Source organism: Actinomadura litoris (assembly GCF_009733595.1).
Lineage (GTDB): Bacteria > Actinomycetota > Actinomycetes > Streptosporangiales > Streptosporangiaceae > Spirillospora > Spirillospora litoris.
In genome coordinates this window covers 1-19,960 of sequence record NZ_WOFH01000012.1, presented here as the reverse complement: position 1 = coordinate 19,960, position 19,960 = coordinate 1, and the positions used below count along the sequence as shown (strand labels likewise).

At 75.0% G+C, this 19,960-nt stretch carries 17 protein-coding genes and 1 rRNA gene; 9 read left to right on the top strand and 9 right to left on the bottom strand.

The window, feature by feature from the left end; translation table 11 throughout:
• The first annotated feature begins 42 nt into the window (after window positions 1-42).
• Window positions 43-2,157 carry a hypothetical protein gene (locus tag GNZ18_RS29460; RefSeq protein WP_214620259.1) on the top strand — a complete coding sequence of 705 codons (2,115 nt, stop codon included), beginning with the start codon at window positions 43-45 and terminating at the stop codon, window positions 2,155-2,157.
• Here GNZ18_RS29460 and thpR read toward each other — a convergent pair.
• The 3 genes from thpR to GNZ18_RS29445 form a co-directional block, all read right to left on the bottom strand.
• Window positions 2,154-2,720: an RNA 2',3'-cyclic phosphodiesterase gene (thpR, locus tag GNZ18_RS29455; RefSeq protein WP_156219909.1), complete on the bottom strand. Its 567-nt coding sequence runs from the start codon at window positions 2,718-2,720 to the stop codon at window positions 2,154-2,156. The two genes, GNZ18_RS29460 and thpR, sit on opposite strands and share 4 nt — an antisense overlap.
• A gap of 115 nt (window positions 2,721-2,835) precedes the next feature.
• On the bottom strand, window positions 2,836-4,122 hold the full coding sequence (locus GNZ18_RS29450) for an MFS transporter (RefSeq protein ID WP_156220134.1): 1,287 nt from the start codon (window positions 4,120-4,122) through the stop codon (window positions 2,836-2,838).
• Between the two features lie 315 nt (window positions 4,123-4,437).
• The gene (locus GNZ18_RS29445; RefSeq protein ID WP_156219908.1) at window positions 4,438-4,905 is read right to left on the bottom strand and encodes a MarR family winged helix-turn-helix transcriptional regulator; all 468 of its coding nucleotides are present in this window, start codon (window positions 4,903-4,905) and stop codon (window positions 4,438-4,440) included.
• A gap of 99 nt (window positions 4,906-5,004) precedes the next feature.
• On the opposite strand from GNZ18_RS29445, the gene GNZ18_RS29440 reads away from it, so the two are divergent.
• Complete coding sequence (locus tag GNZ18_RS29440) at window positions 5,005-5,577, top strand: TetR/AcrR family transcriptional regulator (protein WP_156219907.1); 573 nt, start codon at window positions 5,005-5,007, stop codon at window positions 5,575-5,577.
• 5 nt (window positions 5,578-5,582) lie between these two features.
• Window positions 5,583-5,864: a DUF2530 domain-containing protein gene (locus GNZ18_RS29435; protein ID WP_156219906.1), complete on the top strand. Its 282-nt coding sequence runs from the start codon at window positions 5,583-5,585 to the stop codon at window positions 5,862-5,864.
• On the opposite strand, the gene GNZ18_RS29430 is transcribed toward GNZ18_RS29435, so the two are convergent.
• Entirely contained in the window at window positions 5,861-8,830 is a 2,970-nt protein-coding gene (locus GNZ18_RS29430; RefSeq protein ID WP_312874818.1) for a sacsin N-terminal ATP-binding-like domain-containing protein, read from the bottom strand. The genes GNZ18_RS29435 and GNZ18_RS29430 overlap by 4 nt on opposite strands.
• A 34-nt stretch (window positions 8,831-8,864) precedes the next feature.
• Window positions 8,865-9,722, bottom strand: a complete 858-nt coding sequence (locus GNZ18_RS29425) for a DUF3027 domain-containing protein (protein WP_156220132.1) — start codon at window positions 9,720-9,722, stop codon at window positions 8,865-8,867.
• A gap of 238 nt (window positions 9,723-9,960) precedes the next feature.
• Between GNZ18_RS29425 and GNZ18_RS29420 the strand changes: the two genes are divergently transcribed.
• Window positions 9,961-11,409 (top strand): MFS transporter, encoded by a 1,449-nt coding sequence (locus GNZ18_RS29420; protein WP_156219905.1) that lies wholly within the window; start codon window positions 9,961-9,963, stop codon window positions 11,407-11,409.
• 15 nt (window positions 11,410-11,424) lie between these two features.
• On the opposite strand, the gene GNZ18_RS29415 is transcribed toward GNZ18_RS29420, so the two are convergent.
• Both GNZ18_RS29415 and GNZ18_RS29410 read right to left on the bottom strand, forming a co-directional pair.
• On the bottom strand, window positions 11,425-11,820 hold the full coding sequence (locus GNZ18_RS29415) for a cold-shock protein (RefSeq protein ID WP_214620263.1): 396 nt from the start codon (window positions 11,818-11,820) through the stop codon (window positions 11,425-11,427).
• Between the two features lie 87 nt (window positions 11,821-11,907).
• Window positions 11,908-12,564 (bottom strand): HAD family hydrolase, encoded by a 657-nt coding sequence (locus GNZ18_RS29410; RefSeq protein WP_308166406.1) that lies wholly within the window; start codon window positions 12,562-12,564, stop codon window positions 11,908-11,910.
• 337 nt (window positions 12,565-12,901) lie between these two features.
• On the opposite strand from GNZ18_RS29410, the gene GNZ18_RS29405 reads away from it, so the two are divergent.
• On the top strand, window positions 12,902-13,513 hold the full coding sequence (locus GNZ18_RS29405) for a hypothetical protein (protein WP_156219903.1): 612 nt from the start codon (window positions 12,902-12,904) through the stop codon (window positions 13,511-13,513).
• Window positions 13,514-13,585: 72 nt separating this feature from the next.
• Here the strand turns inward: GNZ18_RS29405 and GNZ18_RS29400 are convergent, their stop codons facing one another.
• A complete protein-coding gene (locus tag GNZ18_RS29400; protein ID WP_156219902.1) occupies window positions 13,586-14,074 on the bottom strand; it encodes a GNAT family N-acetyltransferase in 489 nt (162 codons plus the stop codon).
• A gap of 167 nt (window positions 14,075-14,241) precedes the next feature.
• Between GNZ18_RS29400 and GNZ18_RS29395 the strand changes: the two genes are divergently transcribed.
• The 4 genes from GNZ18_RS29395 (at window position 14,242) to GNZ18_RS29380 (ending at window position 19,792) form a co-directional block, all read left to right on the top strand.
• The gene (locus GNZ18_RS29395; RefSeq protein ID WP_156219901.1) at window positions 14,242-14,859 is read left to right on the top strand and encodes a TetR/AcrR family transcriptional regulator; all 618 of its coding nucleotides are present in this window, start codon (window positions 14,242-14,244) and stop codon (window positions 14,857-14,859) included.
• A 148-nt stretch (window positions 14,860-15,007) separates the two neighbouring features.
• On the top strand, window positions 15,008-17,398 hold the full coding sequence (locus GNZ18_RS29390; RefSeq protein ID WP_156219900.1) for a helicase-associated domain-containing protein: 2,391 nt from the start codon (window positions 15,008-15,010) through the stop codon (window positions 17,396-17,398).
• Between the two features lie 148 nt (window positions 17,399-17,546).
• A complete protein-coding gene (locus tag GNZ18_RS29385; protein WP_156219899.1) occupies window positions 17,547-17,990 on the top strand; it encodes a DUF4190 domain-containing protein in 444 nt (147 codons plus the stop codon).
• 149 nt (window positions 17,991-18,139) lie between these two features.
• Window positions 18,140-19,792: a DNA repair helicase XPB gene (locus GNZ18_RS29380; protein ID WP_214620266.1), complete on the top strand. Its 1,653-nt coding sequence runs from the start codon at window positions 18,140-18,142 to the stop codon at window positions 19,790-19,792.
• A 67-nt stretch (window positions 19,793-19,859) separates the two neighbouring features.
• Here the strand turns inward: GNZ18_RS29380 and rrf are convergent.
• Window positions 19,860-19,960 (bottom strand): 5S ribosomal RNA (rrf, locus tag GNZ18_RS29375); the annotation flags it as partial.

Below are 19,960 nucleotides of genomic sequence, written 5' to 3'. Positions count from 1 at the left end.
GGAGGGGACGGTCCCGCCGGGACACATGTGAGGATGCGGACTGTGGAGCATGAGCTGGTGGGCCTCGCGGGTCCCGGCGGGCGGTGGCGTCCCGTCGCGGCCGGACCGTTCGCCCTGCTGGCGGTGGCGCTCGCGCTGCTGCCGATCCGCCCGGTGTGGCTGTGGGCGGCGCTGATCGGCGCCGTCGCGGCGATCCCGTGGCTGCTGGGCGCGGCGCCCGAGGCGCGGCGGCGCCGCCCCCGCCCGTACTGGCGGCTGTCGGCGGACGGGCTGGAGCGGATCGGCCCCGGCGGGCTGAGCATGATCGGCTACGAGCGGTCCCGGATCGACGGGCTGGCGATCACCACCGGCGACGGCGTGCTGACCGTGTTCCACCGGTTCGGGCGCACGGCGGTCGGCGGGCTGACCACGATGGGGCTGGAGCCGCTCACGGTGTTCGTGACCGCCCGGCGGATCGGCATCCCGATGCACGTCCTGGACGGGGAGGCGTCCGACCTGCTCGACCCGGCGCTGGACGAGGCGCTGCGCGCGGGCGGCCTCGCGGGCGACATCCCGCCCGGCGGGCCGCTGCCGCGCGACCACGCCGCCGAGAAGCGCCTGCTGGACCAGGAGGCCGCGCTGCTGGCCGCCGCGCACGAGCCGCCGCGTCCGGCGGTCCCCGGCACCGACGCGCCAGGGGCGACCGGGCTGCGGCTCGACGCCGCGGCCGCGCCGCCGAGCAGGCGCCGGATCGCCGTGCTCGGATCGCTGGCGGGGCTGCTGGGCGCGTTCATGGTCGCGCGGATCGCGGTGGAGGGCGCGGCCGGGTTCGGGGCGCGGCTCGCGGCGGCGTGCTGGGCGCTGGCCGCGATCGCGGGGGTCCTGGGCGCCCGGCGGCGGCTGCTGCGGGCCGCGCCGGTCCGCTGGAGGATCACCGTCGACCGGCTGGTCGTGCGGGGCCGTCCGGGCCGCCGCGAGGTCGTGGAGCTGCCGTCGGCCGCCGTCGCGGCCGTCGTGGTCGGCCCCGGGCTGCGGCTCGACCCGCTGACCGGCGAGCCGCGCCGCGCCGACCTCGCCGCGCTGGTGTTCGGGCACCGCCTCGAACTGCTCGCGCGGCTGCCGGCCCACGGCCTGGACGGCTTTCAGCTCGCGCACGCCCTCGACGACCACGGCTACCGGGTGGTCACGCCGGGGGCGCGGCCTCCGCGCCGTCCCGAGTACGGGCTCGACGGGCTGCCGGAGATCTTCGCGCAGGTGCCCGGCGGGCGGCTCGTCGTCGAGGGCGGCGGGCTCGGCTGGGCGGACGCGGCGGGCGACGTCGTCCTGCGGATGCCCGAGGACCGCATCGGCGGCATCGAGCTGCTGACGATCGGCGGGCACGCCTGGGTGCGGCTCTACGACTCCGACGGCGACGAGTTCTTCGCGGCGCCGCTGTCGGCGCTGCGGATCTCGCGGACCGACCTGCGGGAGTCGGCGCGGCGGGCGGGCCTGCCGGTCAACGACGCCGAGTACGACGCCTACCTGAGCGCCGCGTTCCACTCGGCGGTGTCGCCGTTCGCCGTCCCGGCGCCGGAGAGCGAGGTCGCCGGGGCGACGGCGGCGCTGCCGTCCGGGGGCGAGGGCGGCGGGCTGCCCGCCGACGCGCGGACGACCGACGAGTTCGCGATCGCGATCCCCGCGCCGCCCGGACCGGTGACCGCGCCGGGCACGCTACTGGACGCGACCCGCAAGTCCCGCGCCGGGACCTACGGGATGAGCGTCCTGCTGTGCGAGGCGGTCGCGCTGATCGGCGCCGCCTGGCTCGGTCCCGAGCTGGGCGGGTTCAGCGCGACCGCGAGCTGGTCGGTGCCGGTGGGGCTGCTGGTCGGCCTCGCGGGCTACTGGCTCTACGACCGGAACCGGTCGCAGCTGCGGGTGTCGTCGGCCGGGCTGGCCGTCGTCACCCGGCGCGGCCGGGTGGAGTGGGACCTCGGCCGCGACCGCATCGGCGGCGTCGGCATCGACGAGGCGGCCGAGCGGATGCCCCGGCTGGTGGTGTGGAACCCCTCCGGGCGGGTGCTGCGGCAGGTGACGTTCCCGCCCGACCTGGACGAGCTGCGCCGCGCCTGCGAGCGCTACGGCGTCCCCTGGGGCCCGCCGGACGAGGACCGCCCCGCGCCGCCGCCTCCCGAGCTCTAGGTCCGCAGCGACCAGGTCTTGAGGGTCTCGTAGGTCACCTGGCTGTACTGCTTGCCGGGCAGGTGGCTGCGGACGAGGTGGACGGCGTCGGCCGTCCACGCCCCGGACGCGAAGGCCGACAGCGACTCCATGAGCGGCCGCACGTCCACGGGCCGGCGCGAGCGGGCCAGCGTGACGTGCGGGCGGAACGAGCGGTGCTTGTCGGGCGGCGTCCCGGCGCGGCGTCCGGCGGCGGCGGTGGAGGCGGCGAGCCGGGCGAGGGCGCGCCGGTCGCCGTAGAGGCCCGTCCACAGGACGCGGGCGTGCGTGCCGCTCCCCGGGAACGCGCCCGCGCCCGCGAGCGACAGCGACAGCCGCTCGTGGCGCCCTACGGCACGTTCCAGTCTGGGCAGCAGGCGGTCCAATGTGCGGTCGTCGACGTCGCCGAGGAACGCCAGCGTCACGTGGACCAGCTCGCGGCGGATCCACCTCAGCTCGGGGATGTCGCCCAGGTGGGGACGGACCGCCTCCTCAAGCTCGTCGAGGACGTCCGGTGGCGGTACGAGCGCCACGAAAAGCCTCATGGGAGCGTCCGGTGAGCCACCCGAACAGCCTTTCAGCCGACGGGCCCCGTTGTCACGCGGACGGGCGGCGCCACGCGGGCGGGCGGGGCGGGTGGGGCGGGTGGGGCGGGTGCGGTCACCCCTCGGACACCGTGCCCGCCTCGGCCGCCGCCTCCGTCCTTCGCTCCGTCCGGGGGCGGGCCAGGCGCACCCGTGCGAGCGCCGGGCGGATCGACCCGCGCGGCGCGGCGAAGAGCCCGACGACGAGCGCGGTGGCGACGCCCACCATGCCGCCGAGGACGATGCTCGCGCGCGCCCCGAACTCCTCGGCCATCCAGCCGACGGCCGGCGCGCCCAGCGGGTTCGTCCCGAGGAACACGAACATGTACAGGCCCATGACGCGGCCGCGCATCTCCGGCGCGACGCTGAGCTGGATCGTCGAGTTGGCCGCCGTGGTGATCGTCATCATCGCGATGCCGGTCGGCACGAGCAGCAGCAGGAACGACCAGAACGTCGGCATCAGCCCGGTCACGACCTCCAGCACGCTGAAGACCAGCGCCGAGCCGACCAGCAGCCGCATCCGGGGCTGGGACGCGCGGCGCGCCGCCAGCAGCGCGCCGGTCAGCGCGCCCAGGGCGAGCATGCTGGAGGCGAGCCCGAACGAGGACGCGTCGCTGTGGAAGGTCTGCTTGGCGACCAGCGCCGTCGTCGTCGGGAAGTTCATGCCGAACGTGGCGATGAACCCGACGAGGACCAGCACGAGCATCAGGTCGCGGCGGCCGCGCACGTAGCGCAGGCCCTCGCGGAGCTGGCCCTTGGCGCGCTTCACGGGGGCGGCGGCGCGCAGCTCGTCGGTCCGCATGGCGTAGAGGCCGAACAGGACGGCGCCGAACGAGGCCGCGTTCAGCAGGAACACCGGCCCGGTGCCGAGCAGCGCGATCAGCACCCCGGCGACCGCCGGGCCGAGCAGCCGCGCGCCGTTGAAGCTGGCGCTGTTGAGCGCGATCGCGTTGGGCAGGTCGCGGCGGCCGACCATCTCGACCACGAACGCCTGCCGGGTCGGGTTGTCGACGACGGTCGCGACGCCGAGCCCGAACGCCAGCACGTAGACGTGCCAGACCTGCGCGCTGCCGGTGACCGCGAGGACGCCGAGGACGAGCGCGAGCGCGCCCATCGACACCTGCGTGAGCATCAGCACGCGGCGCTTGGAGTAGCGGTCGGCGATCACCCCGCCCCACAGGCCGAACAGCAGCATCGGCAGGAACTGGAGGCCGGTGGTGATGCCGAGCGCGGTGCCGCTGCCGTGCGCGAGGTCGAGGACGAGCCAGTCCTGCGCGACGCGCTGCATCCAGGTGCCGGTGTTGGAGACGACCTGCCCGGCGCTGAACAGCCGGTAGTTGCGGTTGCTGAGGGACCGGAACATGCCTCCGGTCTCGGCCGCCGACGGCTCGGCGGTGGAAGCCTCGGTGGCGGGAAGCTCGGCGGCGGAAGGCTCGGCGGTGGAAGGCTCGGTCTCGTGATCGGGGGCGGGGGGTTCTTGTGGGGGAACGGGCCCGGTGTCGATCCGTTGGAGCGTTCCCGGCGTCACGCCGGGAGCCCGGCTTCGGAGCGTGACGCCTCCGGGGCCGCCCGCGGCGGCCCCGGTCGTGCTCCCTGGATCATCGTTAGCCAAAGTCATTATCAAGGCTAACGATAATCACGGCACGGCTATTCCGGCAAGAGAGACATGTATGACATGTCAGGACCTGCTGAGCTTGTCGATGATCGGGGCGGCCTGGCGGAGGATCTCGCGCTCGACCTCGGTCAGCTCGCCGAGCCGCCGCGACAGCCACGCCTCCTTGCGGCGCCGCTCCTCGCGCAGCAGGGTCGCGCCGGCCTCGGTCGCGCTCAGCACGGCCTGGCGGCCGTCGGTCGGGTGCGGGCTGCGCACCACGAGCCCGCGCTCCTCCAGGAACGCGATGACGCGGGTCATCGAGGGCGGCTGGACCTTCTCGTGGTCGGCCAGCTCGCGCGGGGTCATCGAGCCGTGCCGCTCGATCGCGGCGAGCGCGGCGAACTGGGTGAGCGACAGCGGGCCGGGGACGTGGTCCCCCGGCGCGGAGCGCAGCGTGCGCAGCCGCCGGGACAGCCGCGCGATCGAGATGCGCAGCTGCTCGGCCAGCCCGGGGACGGACGCCGCGGGTCCGCCGGTCGTCGGCGTGGTCATCGTCATCGCTCTCCAAGGTCCATGCTCGCCCCTCCAGCATCCTTGACAGTTCAGGCTAACTTTATTAGCTTTATAGCTATCGCTATTAAGGAGGTTGGATTGCCGCGCGCAGGTCTGTCACCGGACGCGGTCGTGGACGCCGCCATCGCCATCGTGGACGCCGAGGGCCCCGGTGCCCTCACGCTGGCCGCGGTGGCGGGGAGGGCCGGGGTCGCGACGCCCTCCCTCTATAAGCATGTCCGTAACCTGGCCGAGTTGCGACTTCTGATGACGGTCCGGGTGATGGAAGAGCTTACGGAACGTCTCGGCGAGGCCGCCCTGGGACGCTCCGGAGACGACGCCGTACGCGCCGTGATGCGCGCCTACCGCTCCTACGTCGTGGAGCACCCGGGCCGCTACGCCTCCATGGAGCAGTCCGCCGAGCCCCTGGGGAAGGTGGACGCCGCCGGGGAGCGGCTCCTGGGCGTCATCCTCGCCGTCCTGCGCGGTTACGACCTGGAGGGGTCCGCGCTCGTCCACGCGGCCCGGTGCCTGCGCTCGTCCGTGCACGGTTTCGCCGTCCTTGAGGCGGCGGGCGGATTCGGCCTGCCCGAGGACCTGGAGGCGAGCTACGAACTGCTCATCACCATGGTCACCGGAGGGCTCCCCCACCGCACCGCCCGCGTAACCTGATCCCCATGACCCGACCGCGCCTCCCGGACCCGCCGCCGATGCGGACCAACGACGTCCGCATCGCCGCCGCGGGCACCGCCGCCTGGGCGGTGGCGCTGGTCGTGCTGCTGATCGTCCGGCTGCCGTCCGGCGACCGCTGGTGGCTGTGGGTGTGCGTCGCCGGGATCGCGATCGGCCTGTTCGGCATGTGGTACACCCCCCGCCTCCAGGCGGGCCGCGCCCGGCAGGAGGAACGGGCCGCCGCCGAACGCGGGACCGACGCCGAACGCGGGACGAAGGCCGGCTAGGGCTCCAGCTCGGCCTCGGCCAGCAGGACGGGCAGGGCCGCGGGGTCGCGCAGGACGGCCTCGGCCAGCAGGCGGTCCTCCCAGGCGCCGCTCGTCCAGGCGAGGGCGCGGGCGAGCCCGGCCAGGCCGCTCGCGTGCACGCCGCCGTCCGCCGTCCACCAGGGGACGTCCACACCGTCCACGACGAGGCGTTCGTGCGCCACGTACACCGGCGGCGCGTCCGGCAGGACGGCGAGGACCTCCGGCGGCACGTCCCGCTCCTCCCCCGCCGACCCGACGTCGCCCGCGACCTCGGCGCTCGCCGGGGGCAGGTCCAGGAGGTCGGCGAGCCTGGCGTCGCGTCCGTGCGCGGCGATGACCAGGGGCGATCCGGTCAGCAGCGGCAGGACGTCGGGCCGGTCCAGCACGAACGTGTCCAGGGCGTCCGCGACCACGACCTCGTCGCCGACCACGGCGCGGACGCGGCCCGGCGGTTCCACGGTGACCTCTGGCGCGTCGGCCAGGGCGGTCCAGAGGCCGCCCAACTGGGCGCGGCCGACGTGCCGCTCGGGATCGGAGAGCCTGTCGAGAAGCTCCTGCGCGCCCCCGGGTTCGTCCAGCAGATCCAGCAGGGACGTGCGGACGCCCAACGCCAGGAGCAGCCGCTCGTCCAGTCCCTCCGGCGCGGCGTCGTACAGCCCCGCGAGCGCGTCGTCGTCCCCCGGGAGGCGGTACCGGCCCGGCCTGCGCCCGTCCAGGACGGGGTGGCGGCTCAGCCACCACGCCGTATAGGACGGGACGGAGACGCGGCGCCCGTCGTAGGACATCGCATGCGCGGGCTCGACGATCGCCGCCCGCCACGGCGGCCGCGCCAGGAGGCGCAGGGCGGCGGGCCAGTCCTCGACCAGCTCCAGGTCGCGGACGGCCTGGAACTCCGGGACGACCGGCGGCAGGTCCTGCGGGCCGATGCGGGCGAGCACGTCCTCGGCCCACCGGTCCTCGTCGTCGAGGTGCAGGGTCTCGGCCTCGTCGGCCAGGCCCGGCAGGTTCACGTCCTCCTCGCGCGCCAGGGCGAACCCGTCCAGGACGCCCACCGCGACGAGCGTCTCGGTGCCCCAGCGCTCCAGGGTCGCGCCGTCCACGACGCCGAACGGCGCGTCGCCGGCCATGAGGGCGCGCAGCGGGCTCTCCGGGAGCAGCAGCTCCCCCGCGGGGTCGTGCTCGCCGTCCTCGGCCGGGAGCGCGAGGGCGGAGAGCCAGGGCTCCTCACCCGGGTCCAGGCGCGCGGCGCCGACGAGCCCCAGCACCGCCTCGGCGACCGCGTCGGGATCCTCGGCGTCGAGCGAGTCCTCCACGGCCGCCCGCACCGCCGGATCGGCCAGCACGGCGCGGGGCCCCGCCTCGACCGCGCCGAGCCTCGGCAGCAGCGGATGGACGGCCTCGGGGTGGACGAACCGCAGGCCCAGCGCGCCCAGGCCCGCCGGGTCGACCCCGTCGGCGATCAGCAGCCCGCGCGGGCCGCGGACCGTCCGCCCCGCCGCCGCGTCGCCCTTCGCGGTCGCCAGCGGCACCGGGAGGGCCCCCAGAGCGTCCGTGGCGGCCCCGGCGAGCGCCTCGTACACCCGGCGCCACCACGCCGGTTCGCGCTCCACAGCGGCCAGCTCGTCGACGACGTCCGCCAACTCGACCCGCCGGACGCCGAGCGCCGCCAGCGCCGGGCTCCGCGCGGGCCACTCCGGCGGCAGCAGTCCGGCGAGCACGCCGTCCTCCGACAGCAGCTCCACGAACGGGGACGGCGCGTCCACCGCGACCATGTCGCGGCCCCGCGCGCGGTGCGGCAGCAGCGGCGCGTCGGGCAGCCGCCCGAGGACGGCCCGCCTGATCCGCCCGTCCAGCTCCCCCGCCCCGATCGGCGTGGGGACGAGCTCCAGCAGGCGCGGCGTCGCCGCGCGCCCCTCCATGAGCCGCTCGTAGGTCTCCGCCGCACGGTCCACGAGGAAGTCGGTCAGCCCACCGGGCGCGACATGGCGCCGGTCGGGGGCGAGCGGGAACGACGCTATGAGGAGCGCGGGCAGGTCGAGGCGTTCGTCACTGGGCGTCGGCGCATGCACCACCGCGGGCGTCCCCTGGGGCAGACCTCCCTCGGGGAGGGCCCACCGCACCTGCCATACGCCCCGGGCCCGCTCCTCCGTGGGACGGTCAGCGAGAAGCTCCGGCGAAACGGCCCCGTGCGCCTCGGCCGTATGCCAGACGGCGCCGTCGATAGTGACGGTGCCCCGGGGGCCGTGCTCGGCGGTGACCGTCCGGACGTCCCCGTCGGCGTCGACCTCCACGCGCTCCAGCGCGGGCAGGGCCAGCATCAGCGCGGGACCGACCTGCTCCAACTGCCGCCGCACCCCGTCCACGGCCTCCGCCCGCAACAGCAGCCGGACGACGGTGTCGAATCCCTCGGGGATCTGCGGGGACCCGGTCAGCGCGAACGGCAACCGCAGCAGCGGCACGTGCCCGGACCGCCGCCCGAGCTCCGCCGCCAGCGACGGGACCCCGGCCACCAGCTCCCGCGCCCGCTCCGCCGACCACTCCACCCCGCCCCCGGCGGAGGTGATCAGGGGATTGTCGGTGACCGCCACGACGGCCGCGAACCCGACGCCGAACCGGCCGACCGCGCCCGCCTCGCCCCGCTTGGCGGACGCGCGGAGCGTCGACAGCGCCTCGACGCCCGCCGCGTCCAGCGGCGCCCCGGCGTTCGCCGCCTCCAGCACCCCGCCGCGCAGCGTCAGCCGCAGCCGCCCGGGCACCGACGCGCGCGCGGCGGCGTCGGCGGCGTTCTGGGCCAGCTCCACCACGACGCGGTCGCGGTAGCCGCCGAGGGCGTGGTCCTCCTCGGTGTTGGCGTCCTCGCGGAACCGCGCGGGCGACTCCGCCCAGGCCCGCAGCACCCGCTCCCGCAGTCCCCGCGCGCCGAACGGATCCGGAACCTCGCCCACCGGCCTCTCCCTCACCCCCGTGAAAGCCACAGACTCAGCTGTGGCCGAGGGCCTCCTCGTCCTGGAGTTCGGCCTCCTCGGCCGCCGGGGCGCCCGCCGGGACGACGTCGTAGCCCAGCTCGTCGATGATCGGGGGGCCGTGCTCGGAGGCGGCCGGGATCGACACCGCCTCGGAGTGGGCGCCGCAGCCGTGGTCGGCCGAAACCACGCGGCCGTCGTCGGGGGCGTACTCGTTGGCGCACACGCCGAAGACCTGCCGCAGCTCACCGGCCAGCGCCACGAAGAACCCGCAGGTGGAGCACTGCGCGGGCGCGGAGGCGGCGATCGAGGCGCGGGGGCCGGCGACGCCGTCGTACCAGCGCGCGGCGGCCTCGTCGCGGCCCTCGCGCGAGAGCACCCGCACGCGGCCGAGGCCCAGCTCCCAGGCCGCCTCCCGCTCGACCGCGTCGTCGACCTCGGTGTACCCGGGGACGAGCCGGACATCGTCCGGCGCGGTCGGCAGCAGGTCACCGGGGCCGAGGTCGCCCGGCCGCAGCCGCTCCAGCCACGGCACCCACGGCGGCGCGAGCAGCGCGTCGTCGCCGGGCAGCAGCACGCACTCGCTCACGGTCACGTTCTTCGCGCGGGACGCGCGGGTCACGGTGACCGCCCAGCGCCATCCCGCGTAGGCCGGGTCGAGCGCCTCGAAGTAGTGCGTGACCACGCGGTCGCCCTCGGGGCGCAGGCCGAGATGCTCCCCGACCGGCGCCGGATGGGAGGTCTCCTCGGCGGCCTCGCGGGCGAGGTCCACGGCCTCGGCGCAGGCGGCGTCGACGGCAGGGGTCCGGGCACGGCGGGCGGGCCCGGCGGCGGTGCGCGCGGCGGCGGATCGCGCGGGGCTGGTCTGGCGCAGTGGGCTCACACGTCAATTCTCGCGCATCCCGGGACGTGGCCGGGCACGACACGGTCCGTGACCGGCCCGAACGGCCTCCGTAAGCACCACCCGAAAGGTTCGCAGCGCCCGATCCTGCGGAGGTGAGCCGGGCGCGAAGAAGGGAACGTACCCTCAGTTGAGCCACTCCGACGGCCCACCTCGACGAAGACCGCGGGCAGCGGGCCCGCGCACGAGCACCTGGGGAGATCAAGCCGCAATGGGAGACCGGTCCCACCCGATCGGGCGGTCGGCGCGCGCCGGTGCCGGCGGCGCGGCGCGGGCACTGCGCGGCGTGCGCTCGGCCGCGCTGCGGACGGGCGGCCTCACCCGCCGCGTCACCCACGCGCACGGCGCCGGGCGCAGCGGCCTCGGCAGCCTGGTCGAGGCGGCGGCGGTGAACTCCGCCGGCGACGCGCTGGTGGCGGTCGCGCTCGCCGGGTCCCTGTTCTTCGGGCTGGACGTCCACCAGGCGCGCGGCCAGGTCGCCCTCTACCTGCTGGTGACGATGGCGCCGTTCGCCCTCGTGGCGCCGCTGATCGGACCGGCTCTCGACCGGACGCGGCACGTCCGCCGGTACGCGATCGCCAGCTCGTTCGTCATCCGGGGCCTGCTGTGCTGGGCGATGGCGGGCGCCGTCCTGCACAGCGACGAGGTCACGTTCCTGCCCGCCGCGTTCGGCGTGCTGGTGCTGTCCAAGGCGTTCGGGGTGCTGCGGGCGGCGGTGACGCCCCGCGTCCTGCCCGACCAGATCACGCTCGTGACCGCCAACGCGCGCGCCTCGTTCACCGGGCTGATCGCCGCGACCGTCACCGCGCCGATCGCCGCCGGGATCACCGCGTTCGCCGGGGCCGACTGGACGCTGCGCATCGCGACGCTGGTGTTCCTGCTCGGCGTCGTGTTCACGATGCGGCTGCCGGGCCACGTCGACACCCCCGAGAGCGAGCTGGCGGCGGAGTCGGCGTCCGGCCGTCCGGGCGGGGAGGCCCCGGGCGGGCGCCCCGCCGCCGACGAGGACAAACCGCAGTGGCGGGTGTTCCCGCGCCTCGGCCCGGCGGTCGTCGAGGCGATGCTGGCGAACTCCGTGCTGCGCGCGTTCTCCGGCTTCCTGATCCTCTACCTGGCGTTCCTGCTGCGCCAGGAGCGGTTCGACCCCGTCTCCCACAACCTCGCGCTGGGGATGCTGGCGGCGTTCGCGGGCGCGGGCGGCCTCGCCGGGACGGCGCTCGGCGCCTACATGAAGGCCCGCGCGCCCCGGCTGATCGTCTCGGCGACGCTCGGCGCCGTCACCGTGGTCACCGCCGTCTCCGCCGCGTTCTTCGGGCTGTGGGCGGCGCTCGCGGTGGCGCTGGCGGCCGGTCTCGGCCAGGTCCTCGGCAAGCTGTCGATGGACGCGGTCGTCCAGCGCGAGATCGGCGAGGAGATGCGCTCGTCCACGTTCGCGGTCTCCGAGACCCTGCACCAGCTCGCCTGGGTGATCGGCGGCATGCTCGGCCTCGGCATGTCGATCATCGCGGACGGCCGGGTCGCGATGGCCGTCGTCGCCGCCGCCCTCGCGCTGGCGTTCGCGCTGCTGGTCTCGCGCCGCGCCGACGGCCGCCGCCGCCGGGAGCACCACCAGGGGCACCCCCCGCTCGACGGCGCGCATCCCCCGGAGGTCCGCACCTGAGCGCGGACCCCGGGGTCAGGGGTGCAGGTCGTCGGCGACCGCGCGGAGCACCGTCGCGATCTTCTTCGCCTCGGCCGGGGCCGGGTGCTTGCCCCGCCGGTAGGTGGTGGAGATCCCGTCCAGCAGCTTGATCAGGTCCTCGGTGATCAGGACCATCTCGTCGGGTTTCTTGCGGCGCTGCTTGGCGATGGTCTTCTCGACCGACGGCAGGGTGTCCAGGACCCGCACCGACAGCGCCTGCTGCCCGCGCCGCCCCTCGACCACCCCGAACTCGATGCGCTGGCCGGGCTTGAGCGTCGTCACCCCGCCCGGCAGGGCCGAGGAGTGCACGAAGACCTCACCGCCGTCGTCGCGGGTGAGGAAGCCGAAACCCTTGTCGGGGTCGTACCACTTGACCTTGCCAGTCGGCACCGGAGACCTCGTCTGGTAATCGTCATGAATTGGCCCCAAGATTAGTGCCTCGCCACGACCCGGTGAACACGAATATCCGCCGGTGGATCAGCCGAGCCGGAAGCCGTCCAGCCAGCCGGGGAAGGGGCGCAGGTCCGGCAGGACGACGTCGGCCCCGTAGGCGCTCAGGGCGGCGGAGTCGAACGAGCCGGTCGCGACCGCGACCGACACCGCCGACGCCGCCCGCGCGGCGTCCACGTCACCCGTGTGGTCGCCGATGTAGGCGCGGGCGCCGTGCTCGCGGAGCGCGACCCCCTTGTCGGCGCCGAACAGGCCGCCGACCACGGCGTCCACCTCCAGCCCGAGGTAGCGGACGGTCCGCTCGGTGTCGGCCTGGTTCTTCCCGGACACCACGACGATCCGCCCGCCGCGCGCCCGGACCGCCTCCAGCGCCGCGACCGCGCCCGGCATGACCACGGTCGCCGGAACGGCCACATCGGCGTACATCGCCCGGTACCGTGCCGCCATCGCCGGGACGTCGCCGGGCGGGAACCAGTACGCGAGCTCCACCTCCAGCGGCGGCCCGATCCGCCGGACGACCTGCGCGGTGTCGATGGCGACGCCGGTCTCGGCGGCGAGCGCCGCGTACACCGCGCTGATCCCCGCGCGGGTGTCGGCCAGCGTCAGGTCGAGGTCGAAGCCGACGGCGGGCACGCCGCCGGTCGGCACGGACGGGCGGATTCGCGAAGAGGACAGTTCCGGCACGCCACACAGGGTAAAGGTCGGTCATGATGGAAAAGCCGCGCACCCGCGCCGAAGGCGCCGGGGCGGGCCGGAGGGGCCCGAACGCGAGGACCCGCGCCCTCCCGGTAGTGGCGATGCGACGGGATCCGAGTAGGAGAGCGCGGGGACCTTCTCACGCAGGCGCCGCCGTTTTTCCCGCCGACCGGAACTGGCCTGCCCGATCGGCGAGGACGGCCACCCGTATGGCCGATATACCCGACCTCCCCCGCACAAACCGCCTGACCAGGGAAAACAGAGGGCTGGAACACCCCACCGGAGACCCAAGGGCGGCCCGACCGGCCCCGTCCAGGAGAGCCCCATGACCGAACCCCGACCCGCCCCCGAACCGGCGCCCGCCACCGATCCGGTGCCCGGCCCCGAACCGGCGCCCGAACCGGGCACGGCGCCCGCCGCGCGGGCGACCTCCGTCGGCCCCCGGCCGCCGCTCGGCCGCCCCTCGCCCGCCGAGACCGCGCCGTCCGCCGAGCGCGAGCCGCCGGCCGGACGCGAACCCTCCGCCGGACGCGAACCCTCCGCCGGACGCGAACCCTCCGCCGGACGCGAACCCTCCGCCGGGCGCGAACCCTCGGCCAAGCGCGAGCCGTCCGCGCGGCGCGCGCGGTTCAGGATCCGGGGGGCCGCCGTCCGGCGGCGCGCCGTGGACCTGGTCGCGGCCGCCGTCTCGATCGCCACGACGGTCGTCGTGGCGATCCTCGCCGCCCACATCGTGTTCACGGCGTTCGAGGCCAACCCCGGCAACGAGATCGTCCGCTGGGCCGGGGCCCGCGCGCACGGCCTGGCCTGGGAGTTCAAGGACGTCTTCCAGCCCTCGAACGCCAAGGCGGAGATCGCGGTCAACTACGGGCTCGCCGGCCTGGTCTACCTGCTCGCCGGCCGGGCCGCCGTCGGCGCCCTCCGCCGCCTCCGCTGACCCGCCACCGGGAGCGCCGAAACGGACACCCCCTACCGGAAGGTCAGGAAACCCTCACCTGGCCGCCGCCGGTCAGTCGCCTTCGCGTCCCGGGAAACGGACGGTCTCGAAGGGCCATGCCGTCGTGACCCATTCGCGGACGAACACGTCGAGCTCCTTCTCCAGCGCGGAGTTCTCCTCGTCGGCGCGGACCCAGAACACGACGACCGCGTCGGCGTCGGGGGTGTCGGAGGGGGCGACGTGGATCCGGCCGAGCTGGCGCTCCCCGTCCGGTGTGATCACGACGTAGCTGAAGGACCGCCTGAGCTGGCCTTCCTTCTGCAGCCAGGCGACGTCGATGAGCGCCTGCTCGAAGGTGAACTCATCGCCGGGCCAGCCCCACTCGGGGCCGAACCGCCCGGCCAGCCGTCCGAGGCTGCCGATCACCGCGCCGTAGTCCTTGACCACGTCCGACACCGTGATCGGGCGGATCTGGAAGCGTGCCCCGGCGACGAGCGTGGGGACCACGAACTCCTCGGGGAGGAAGACCCCGGGGCCCGCCTTCCGTGGAGAAACGAACATCCGTCGACCCTTCCGGCGACGCCCCTTCGGCTACGGGGCGCAGAGCACAGAACTCTAGTCGCCCCAGGCCCGGAGCGAGACAGATCACCGATTCGGGCGCGCCGGGCGGCGGGCAGGGACTCGCAGGTCGGCGATGCCTTACTGTTCTCGCGGAGGAATTCATCACCATGACGACGTCTACCCGCGAGCGGATCGTGGTCGAGTCGCTGCGGCTGTTCGCCGACCGGGGCTACGCGGCCACCTCGGTCGCCGAGATCGAGGCCGCCGCGGGGCTCTCCCCGGGCGCGGGCGGCCTCTACCGGCACTTCCGGTCCAAGGAGGAGGTGCTCACCGCCGCCGTCCGCGAGCACATCGAGCGGACGCGGCGGCAGGTCGGCGACGCGCTCGCGCACGCGACCGCCTTCGCCGACCGCCCGCTGGAGACCCGGCTGCGGATGACGTGCCAGGCCGGGCTGGCGAAGATGCGCGAGGAGCAGGACCTGATCCGGGTGCTGTTCCGCGACCTCGACCAGTTCCCGAACCTCGTCGCGGAGATGCGCGAGGGCATCGTCAACCCGCTCTACGACGGCATCGCGGCCTGGCTGTCCGCCCAGCCGGAACTTCTCGGCGCCGACGAGGACTGGCCCGCGGTCGCGGCCGTCCTCGGCGGCGCGGTCGTCAACTACTGGCTGGCGACCGAGTCGATGTACGAGCCGCCGGCGCGCGTCGACGAGCAGCGGTTCGTGCGGAGCTGGGCGCGGCTCGGGCTCGGGCTGGTGACCGCGGCGCGCACGCCCGCGTCCTGACCCCCGCCCGGCGTTTCCCCCGACCGGCGGACGGACGCGCGTAACACCCAGCACGTTCGTGCTCCTACGCTGATGGGGCCCGGTGTCGGATGCGCGGTGACGCGCGGCGCACGGCACGGGCCGCACGGCACCTAAGGTTGGGGAACGCATGGAGACCTACGCGGACTGGCTGCGCGCGCGAGGGGACGACGACCTTCGCGCGCTGCTGTCCGCGCGCCCGGAACTCCTCGCGCCCGTCCCCGCCGACCTGACCGCGCTCGCCGCCCGCGCCGCCACGCCCGCCGCGATCTCCCGGGCGCTCGACCGGCTCGACCGCTTCAACCTCGCGCTGCTGGAGGCGCTGCTCGTCCTGCCGCCGCCCGTGGAGCCGGACGCGCTCGCCGCCGCGCTGGAGGCCACCTCCGGCGAGGTCGAGGCGGCGCTCGGCACGCTCCGCCGGTTCGGGCTGGTGTGGGGCGAGGACCGCCCGGCCACCGCCCCGGGCCTCCGGCAGGGCCTGCCGCATCCGGCGGGGCTCGGGCCGCCCGTCCAGGAGGTCTTCGCGGGCTATTCGGCCGAGCGGCTCGGCGCGCTGGTCACCGACCTGGAGGGCGAGGCGCCGCGCGGCTTCGCCGACTCCGGCCGGCTGCTGCGCCGCCTCGCCGAACTGCTGGACGACCCCGGCCCCCTGATCGAGGACGCCGGCCCGGACGCCCGCGCCGCCCTCGAACAGCTCATGTGGGGGCCGCCCGTCGGACGCGTCGCCGACGCGCGCCGTCCCGTCCGGATCGGCACCGCCACCACCCCGATCGAGGCGCTGCTCGCGCGCGGCCTGCTCGCCGCCGAGGACGACCGCACGGTCACCCTCCCCCGCGAGATCGCCCTCCACCTGCGCGGCGGACGCCTCTTCCAGGACGTGTCCGCCACCCCGCCGCCGCTGACCTCGGGCGCGGGCGGAGCGCAGCCCGCGCCGCGCCGCGAGGACATGGTGGTGCGGGCCGCCGCGGGGGAGGCGTTCAACGCCGTCCGGCTCATCGAGGAGCTGCTGGAGCGGTGGGGCCTCGACCCGCCGCCCGTGCTGCGCAGCGGCGGCCTCGCCGTCCGCGACCTGCGCGCCGCCGCGACGCTGCTGGACGTCCCGGAGTGGAAGGCCGCGCTGCTCGCCGAGGTCGCCTACGCGGCGGGCCTGCTCACCCGCAGCGGCGACCTGGACGGCGAGTGGCTGCCGACCCCCGCCTACGACCTGTGGCTGATGCGCGACACCCCCGGCCGCTGGACCGAGCTGGCGCGCGGCTGGCTGAAGTCCGACCGCGCCGCCGGGCTCGCCGGGGAGCGCGACGACCGCGACCGGCTGATCAACGCGCTGAGCGAGGCGATGGTGCGCGGCAGCGCTCCCGCCGTCCGCCGGACGACCCTGGAGGTGCTCGCCGGAGCGGGCCCGGGCGTGGCCGTCGACGCCGACACGCTGCGCGCCCGGGTGGCGTGGCTGCGCCCCCGCCGGGGCGGCCCCGCCAGGGACCGGCTGCTCGGCTGGACGCTGCGCGAGGCCGCCGTGCTCGGCCTCACCGGGTTCGGCGAGCTGGCCCCCTTCGCCCGCGACCTGCTCGCCGGCGACGACCCCGAACCCGTCCTGGAGAAATACCTCCCCGCGCCCATCGACAAGATCGTCATCCAGGCCGACCTGACCGCGATCGCGCCCGGCCCGCTGGTCACCGAGCTGTCGCGGGAGCTGGCGCTCGCCGCCGACGTGGAGTCCACCGGCGGCGCGACCGTCTACCGGTTCACGCCCGAGTCGCTCCGGCGGGCGCTGGACGCGGGCCGCACCGCCGCGGACGTCACCGACCTGCTCGCCCGGCACTCCGCGACGCCGCTGCCGCAGCCGCTCACCTACCTGATCGACGACGTCGCCCGCCGCCACGGGCACCTGCGTGTCGGGACCCTCGCGTCCTACGTCAGGACCGACTCCTCCGCCACGCTCGACGAGATCCTCGCCGACCGCCGCTCCGACCCGCTGCGCCTGCACCGGCTCGCGCCCACCGTCCTCGCGTCGAGCCTGCACCGCGCCGACCTGCTCGACGGCTTCCGCGCGATGGGTCTCGCGCCGGTCGCCGAGTCCCCCGGCGGCGGCGTGATCGTGACCCGGCCGGACGCGCAGCGCTCCGAGCCGCCGCCCACCGCCGAGATCGTCCGGGTCCGTCCGGGCGAGACCGCGGACGACACGATGATCTCCGCGGCCGTGCGGGCGCTGCGCGCGGGCGACGAGGCGTCCCGGCACGGCGCCGAACAGGCCAGGCTCCGCGCGGAAACGCCCGCCGGCGACCCGCCGCGCTCCCCCGCGATCGCGACCATCGAGCGGCTCCGCGCCGCCGTCGAACGCGGCGGCCGCGTCTGGATCGGCTACCTCGACCAGCAGGGCCAGGCGTCCAGCCGCATCGTGGAACCCGTCCGCGTCGAGGGCGGCTTCCTCACCGGCTTCGACGCCACCCGCGCCGCCGTGCACCGGTTCGCGCTGCACCGCATCACCGGCGTCTCCGAACTGGACGACGACCCCGCCGCCTGACGCCCCGGATATGCGGGGCACGGCCGGCTTCGGCCGGATGGAACCGGCGAAGCACCCGGAGTGTCAAACGGGGTGACGTACCGGACCGGTAACGTGCCACCCTCGACTCGGCATCGGCCGACGATCGCGCAATGAGGGGAGGCCGCCTGTGAGCGGCTACGGAGGGAATCCGCCGCCTGGCTGGGAGGACCCCTACGGCGGGACTGCCGGCTGGGACGCCGGCGGATACGGGGCGTCCGGCAACCCCTACGGCCAGCCCCCGCCCGGATACGGCTACGGTTACGGACAGCCCGGCTACGGACCACCCGGCGTCCCCCACGCGCCGAGCAGCAGCGGCTCCACCATCGCGGCGCTGATCTGCAACATCATCGGGGTCGTGACCTGCTGCAACGTCCTCGCGATCCCCGGCGTCGTCCTCGCCGCGGTCGCGATGGGGCGCGTCCAGACCGACCCCGAGTCGGCCCGCAGACTGACGATGTGGAGCTGGATCCTGTTCGCCGCGTCCATCGTCCTGGGGATCATCGGTGTGATCCTCTACATCCTCCTCATCGCCAGCGCCGAACCCGACTACGGCTCCACCACCGGCGTCTGACACCCGGCCGAACACGCAGGTCGGGCGGGGCGCCCGGGAAGATTCGCCGGGCGGCGGCGGTTGACGAAGAGGCCGCCGCGCCGGCACGCCTCGGGTAGCGTGCAGCGGCGGGTATCCACCACCGATCCCTGACGGGGGGCTGCTTCCACGTGTCCGACGGTCCGCTCATCGTCCAGTCCGACAAAACCCTCCTGCTTGAGGTCGACCACGAGCAGGCCGACGCGTGCCGCAAGGAAATCGCGCCGTTCGCCGAACTCGAACGGGCGCCCGAACACGTCCACACCTACCGCGTGACGCCGCTCGCCCTCTGGAACGCCCGAGCCGCAGGACACGACGCCGAACAGGTCGTCGACACCCTGCTGCGCTTCTCCCGCTACCCCGTCCCGCACGCCCTCCTCGTGGACGTCGCCGACACCATGGCCCGGTACGGGCGGCTGCGGCTGGAGAAGCACCCGACGTCCGGGCTCGTGCTGTCCTCCTCCGACCGCGCCGTCCTGGAGGAGGTGCTGCGCGCCAAGAAGATCAAGGGCATGATCGGCGACCGGATCGGGGCGGACGCCGTCGCCGTCCACCCGAGCGAGCGCGGCGCCCTCAAGCAGGCCCTGCTCAAGCTCGGCTGGCCCGCCGAGGACCTCGCCGGATACGTCGACGGCGAGGCCCACCCGATCTCCCTCGCCGAGGACGGCTGGGAGCTGCGCTCCTACCAGCGCGACGCCGCCGACGCGTTCTGGCACGGCGGCTCCGGCGTCGTCGTCCTGCCCTGCGGCGCCGGCAAGACCATCGTCGGCGCCACCGCCATGGCCCGCGCCCAGGCCACCACGCTGATCCTCGTCACCAACACCGTCTCCGCCCACCAGTGGAAGCAGGAGCTCCTCCGCCGCACCTCCCTCACCGAGGACGAGATCGGCGAGTACACCGGCACGAAGAAGGAGATCCGCCCGGTCACGATCGCCACCTACCAGATCATGACCACGCGCCGGAAGGGCGCCTACGCCCACCTCGAACTCTTCGACGCCCGCGACTGGGGCCTGGTCGTCTACGACGAGGTCCACCTCCTGCCCGCCCCCATCTTCCGGATGACCGCCGACCTCCAGGCCCGCCGCCGCCTCGGCCTCACCGCCACCCTCGTCCGCGAGGACGGGCGCGAGGGCGACGTCTTCTCCCTCATCGGCCCCAAGCGCTACGACGCGCCCTGGAAGGACATGGAGACGCAGGGCTGGATCGCGCCGGCCGACTGCGTCGAGGTCCGCGTCACCCTCACCGACTCCGAGCGCCTCGCCTACGCGACCGCCGAGCCCGAGGAGCGCTACCGCTTCTGCGCGACCACCGACACCAAGACCAAGCTCGTCCAGGCCCTCGTCGACCGGCACCGCGGCGAGCAGACCCTCGTCATCGGCCAGTACATCGACCAGCTCGACGAACTCGGCGCGCTGCTGGACGCCCCCGTCATCAAGGGCGAGACCCGCGTCCGCGAACGCGAACGGCTCTTCGACGCCTTCCGCTCCGGCGAGCTCAGCGTCCTGGTGGTCTCGAAGGTCGCGAACTTCTCCATCGACCTTCCCGAGGCGACGGTCGCCGTCCAGGTGTCGGGGGCCTACGGCTCCCGCCAGGAGGAGGCCCAGCGCCTCGGACGGCTGCTGCGGCCCAAGGCGTCCGGCCAGGGAGCGCGGTTCTACGCCGTCGTGGCCCGCGACACCCTGGACCAGGACTACGCCGCCCACCGGCAGCGCTTCCTCGCCGAACAGGGCTACGCGTACCGGATCGTGGACGCGAACACCGTGCTGTCGGGCGACGAGATCTGAGCCGCACGCGAATACCGCAGAAATGAGAAAGGGCCCCGCCGTGAGGCGGGGCCCTTTCCAACAATGAGTCCGGCGGCGTCCTACTCTCCCACACAGTCCCCCATGCAGTACCATCGGCGCTGAGAGGCTTAACTTCCGGGTTCGGGATGGGACCGGGTGTTTCCCTCT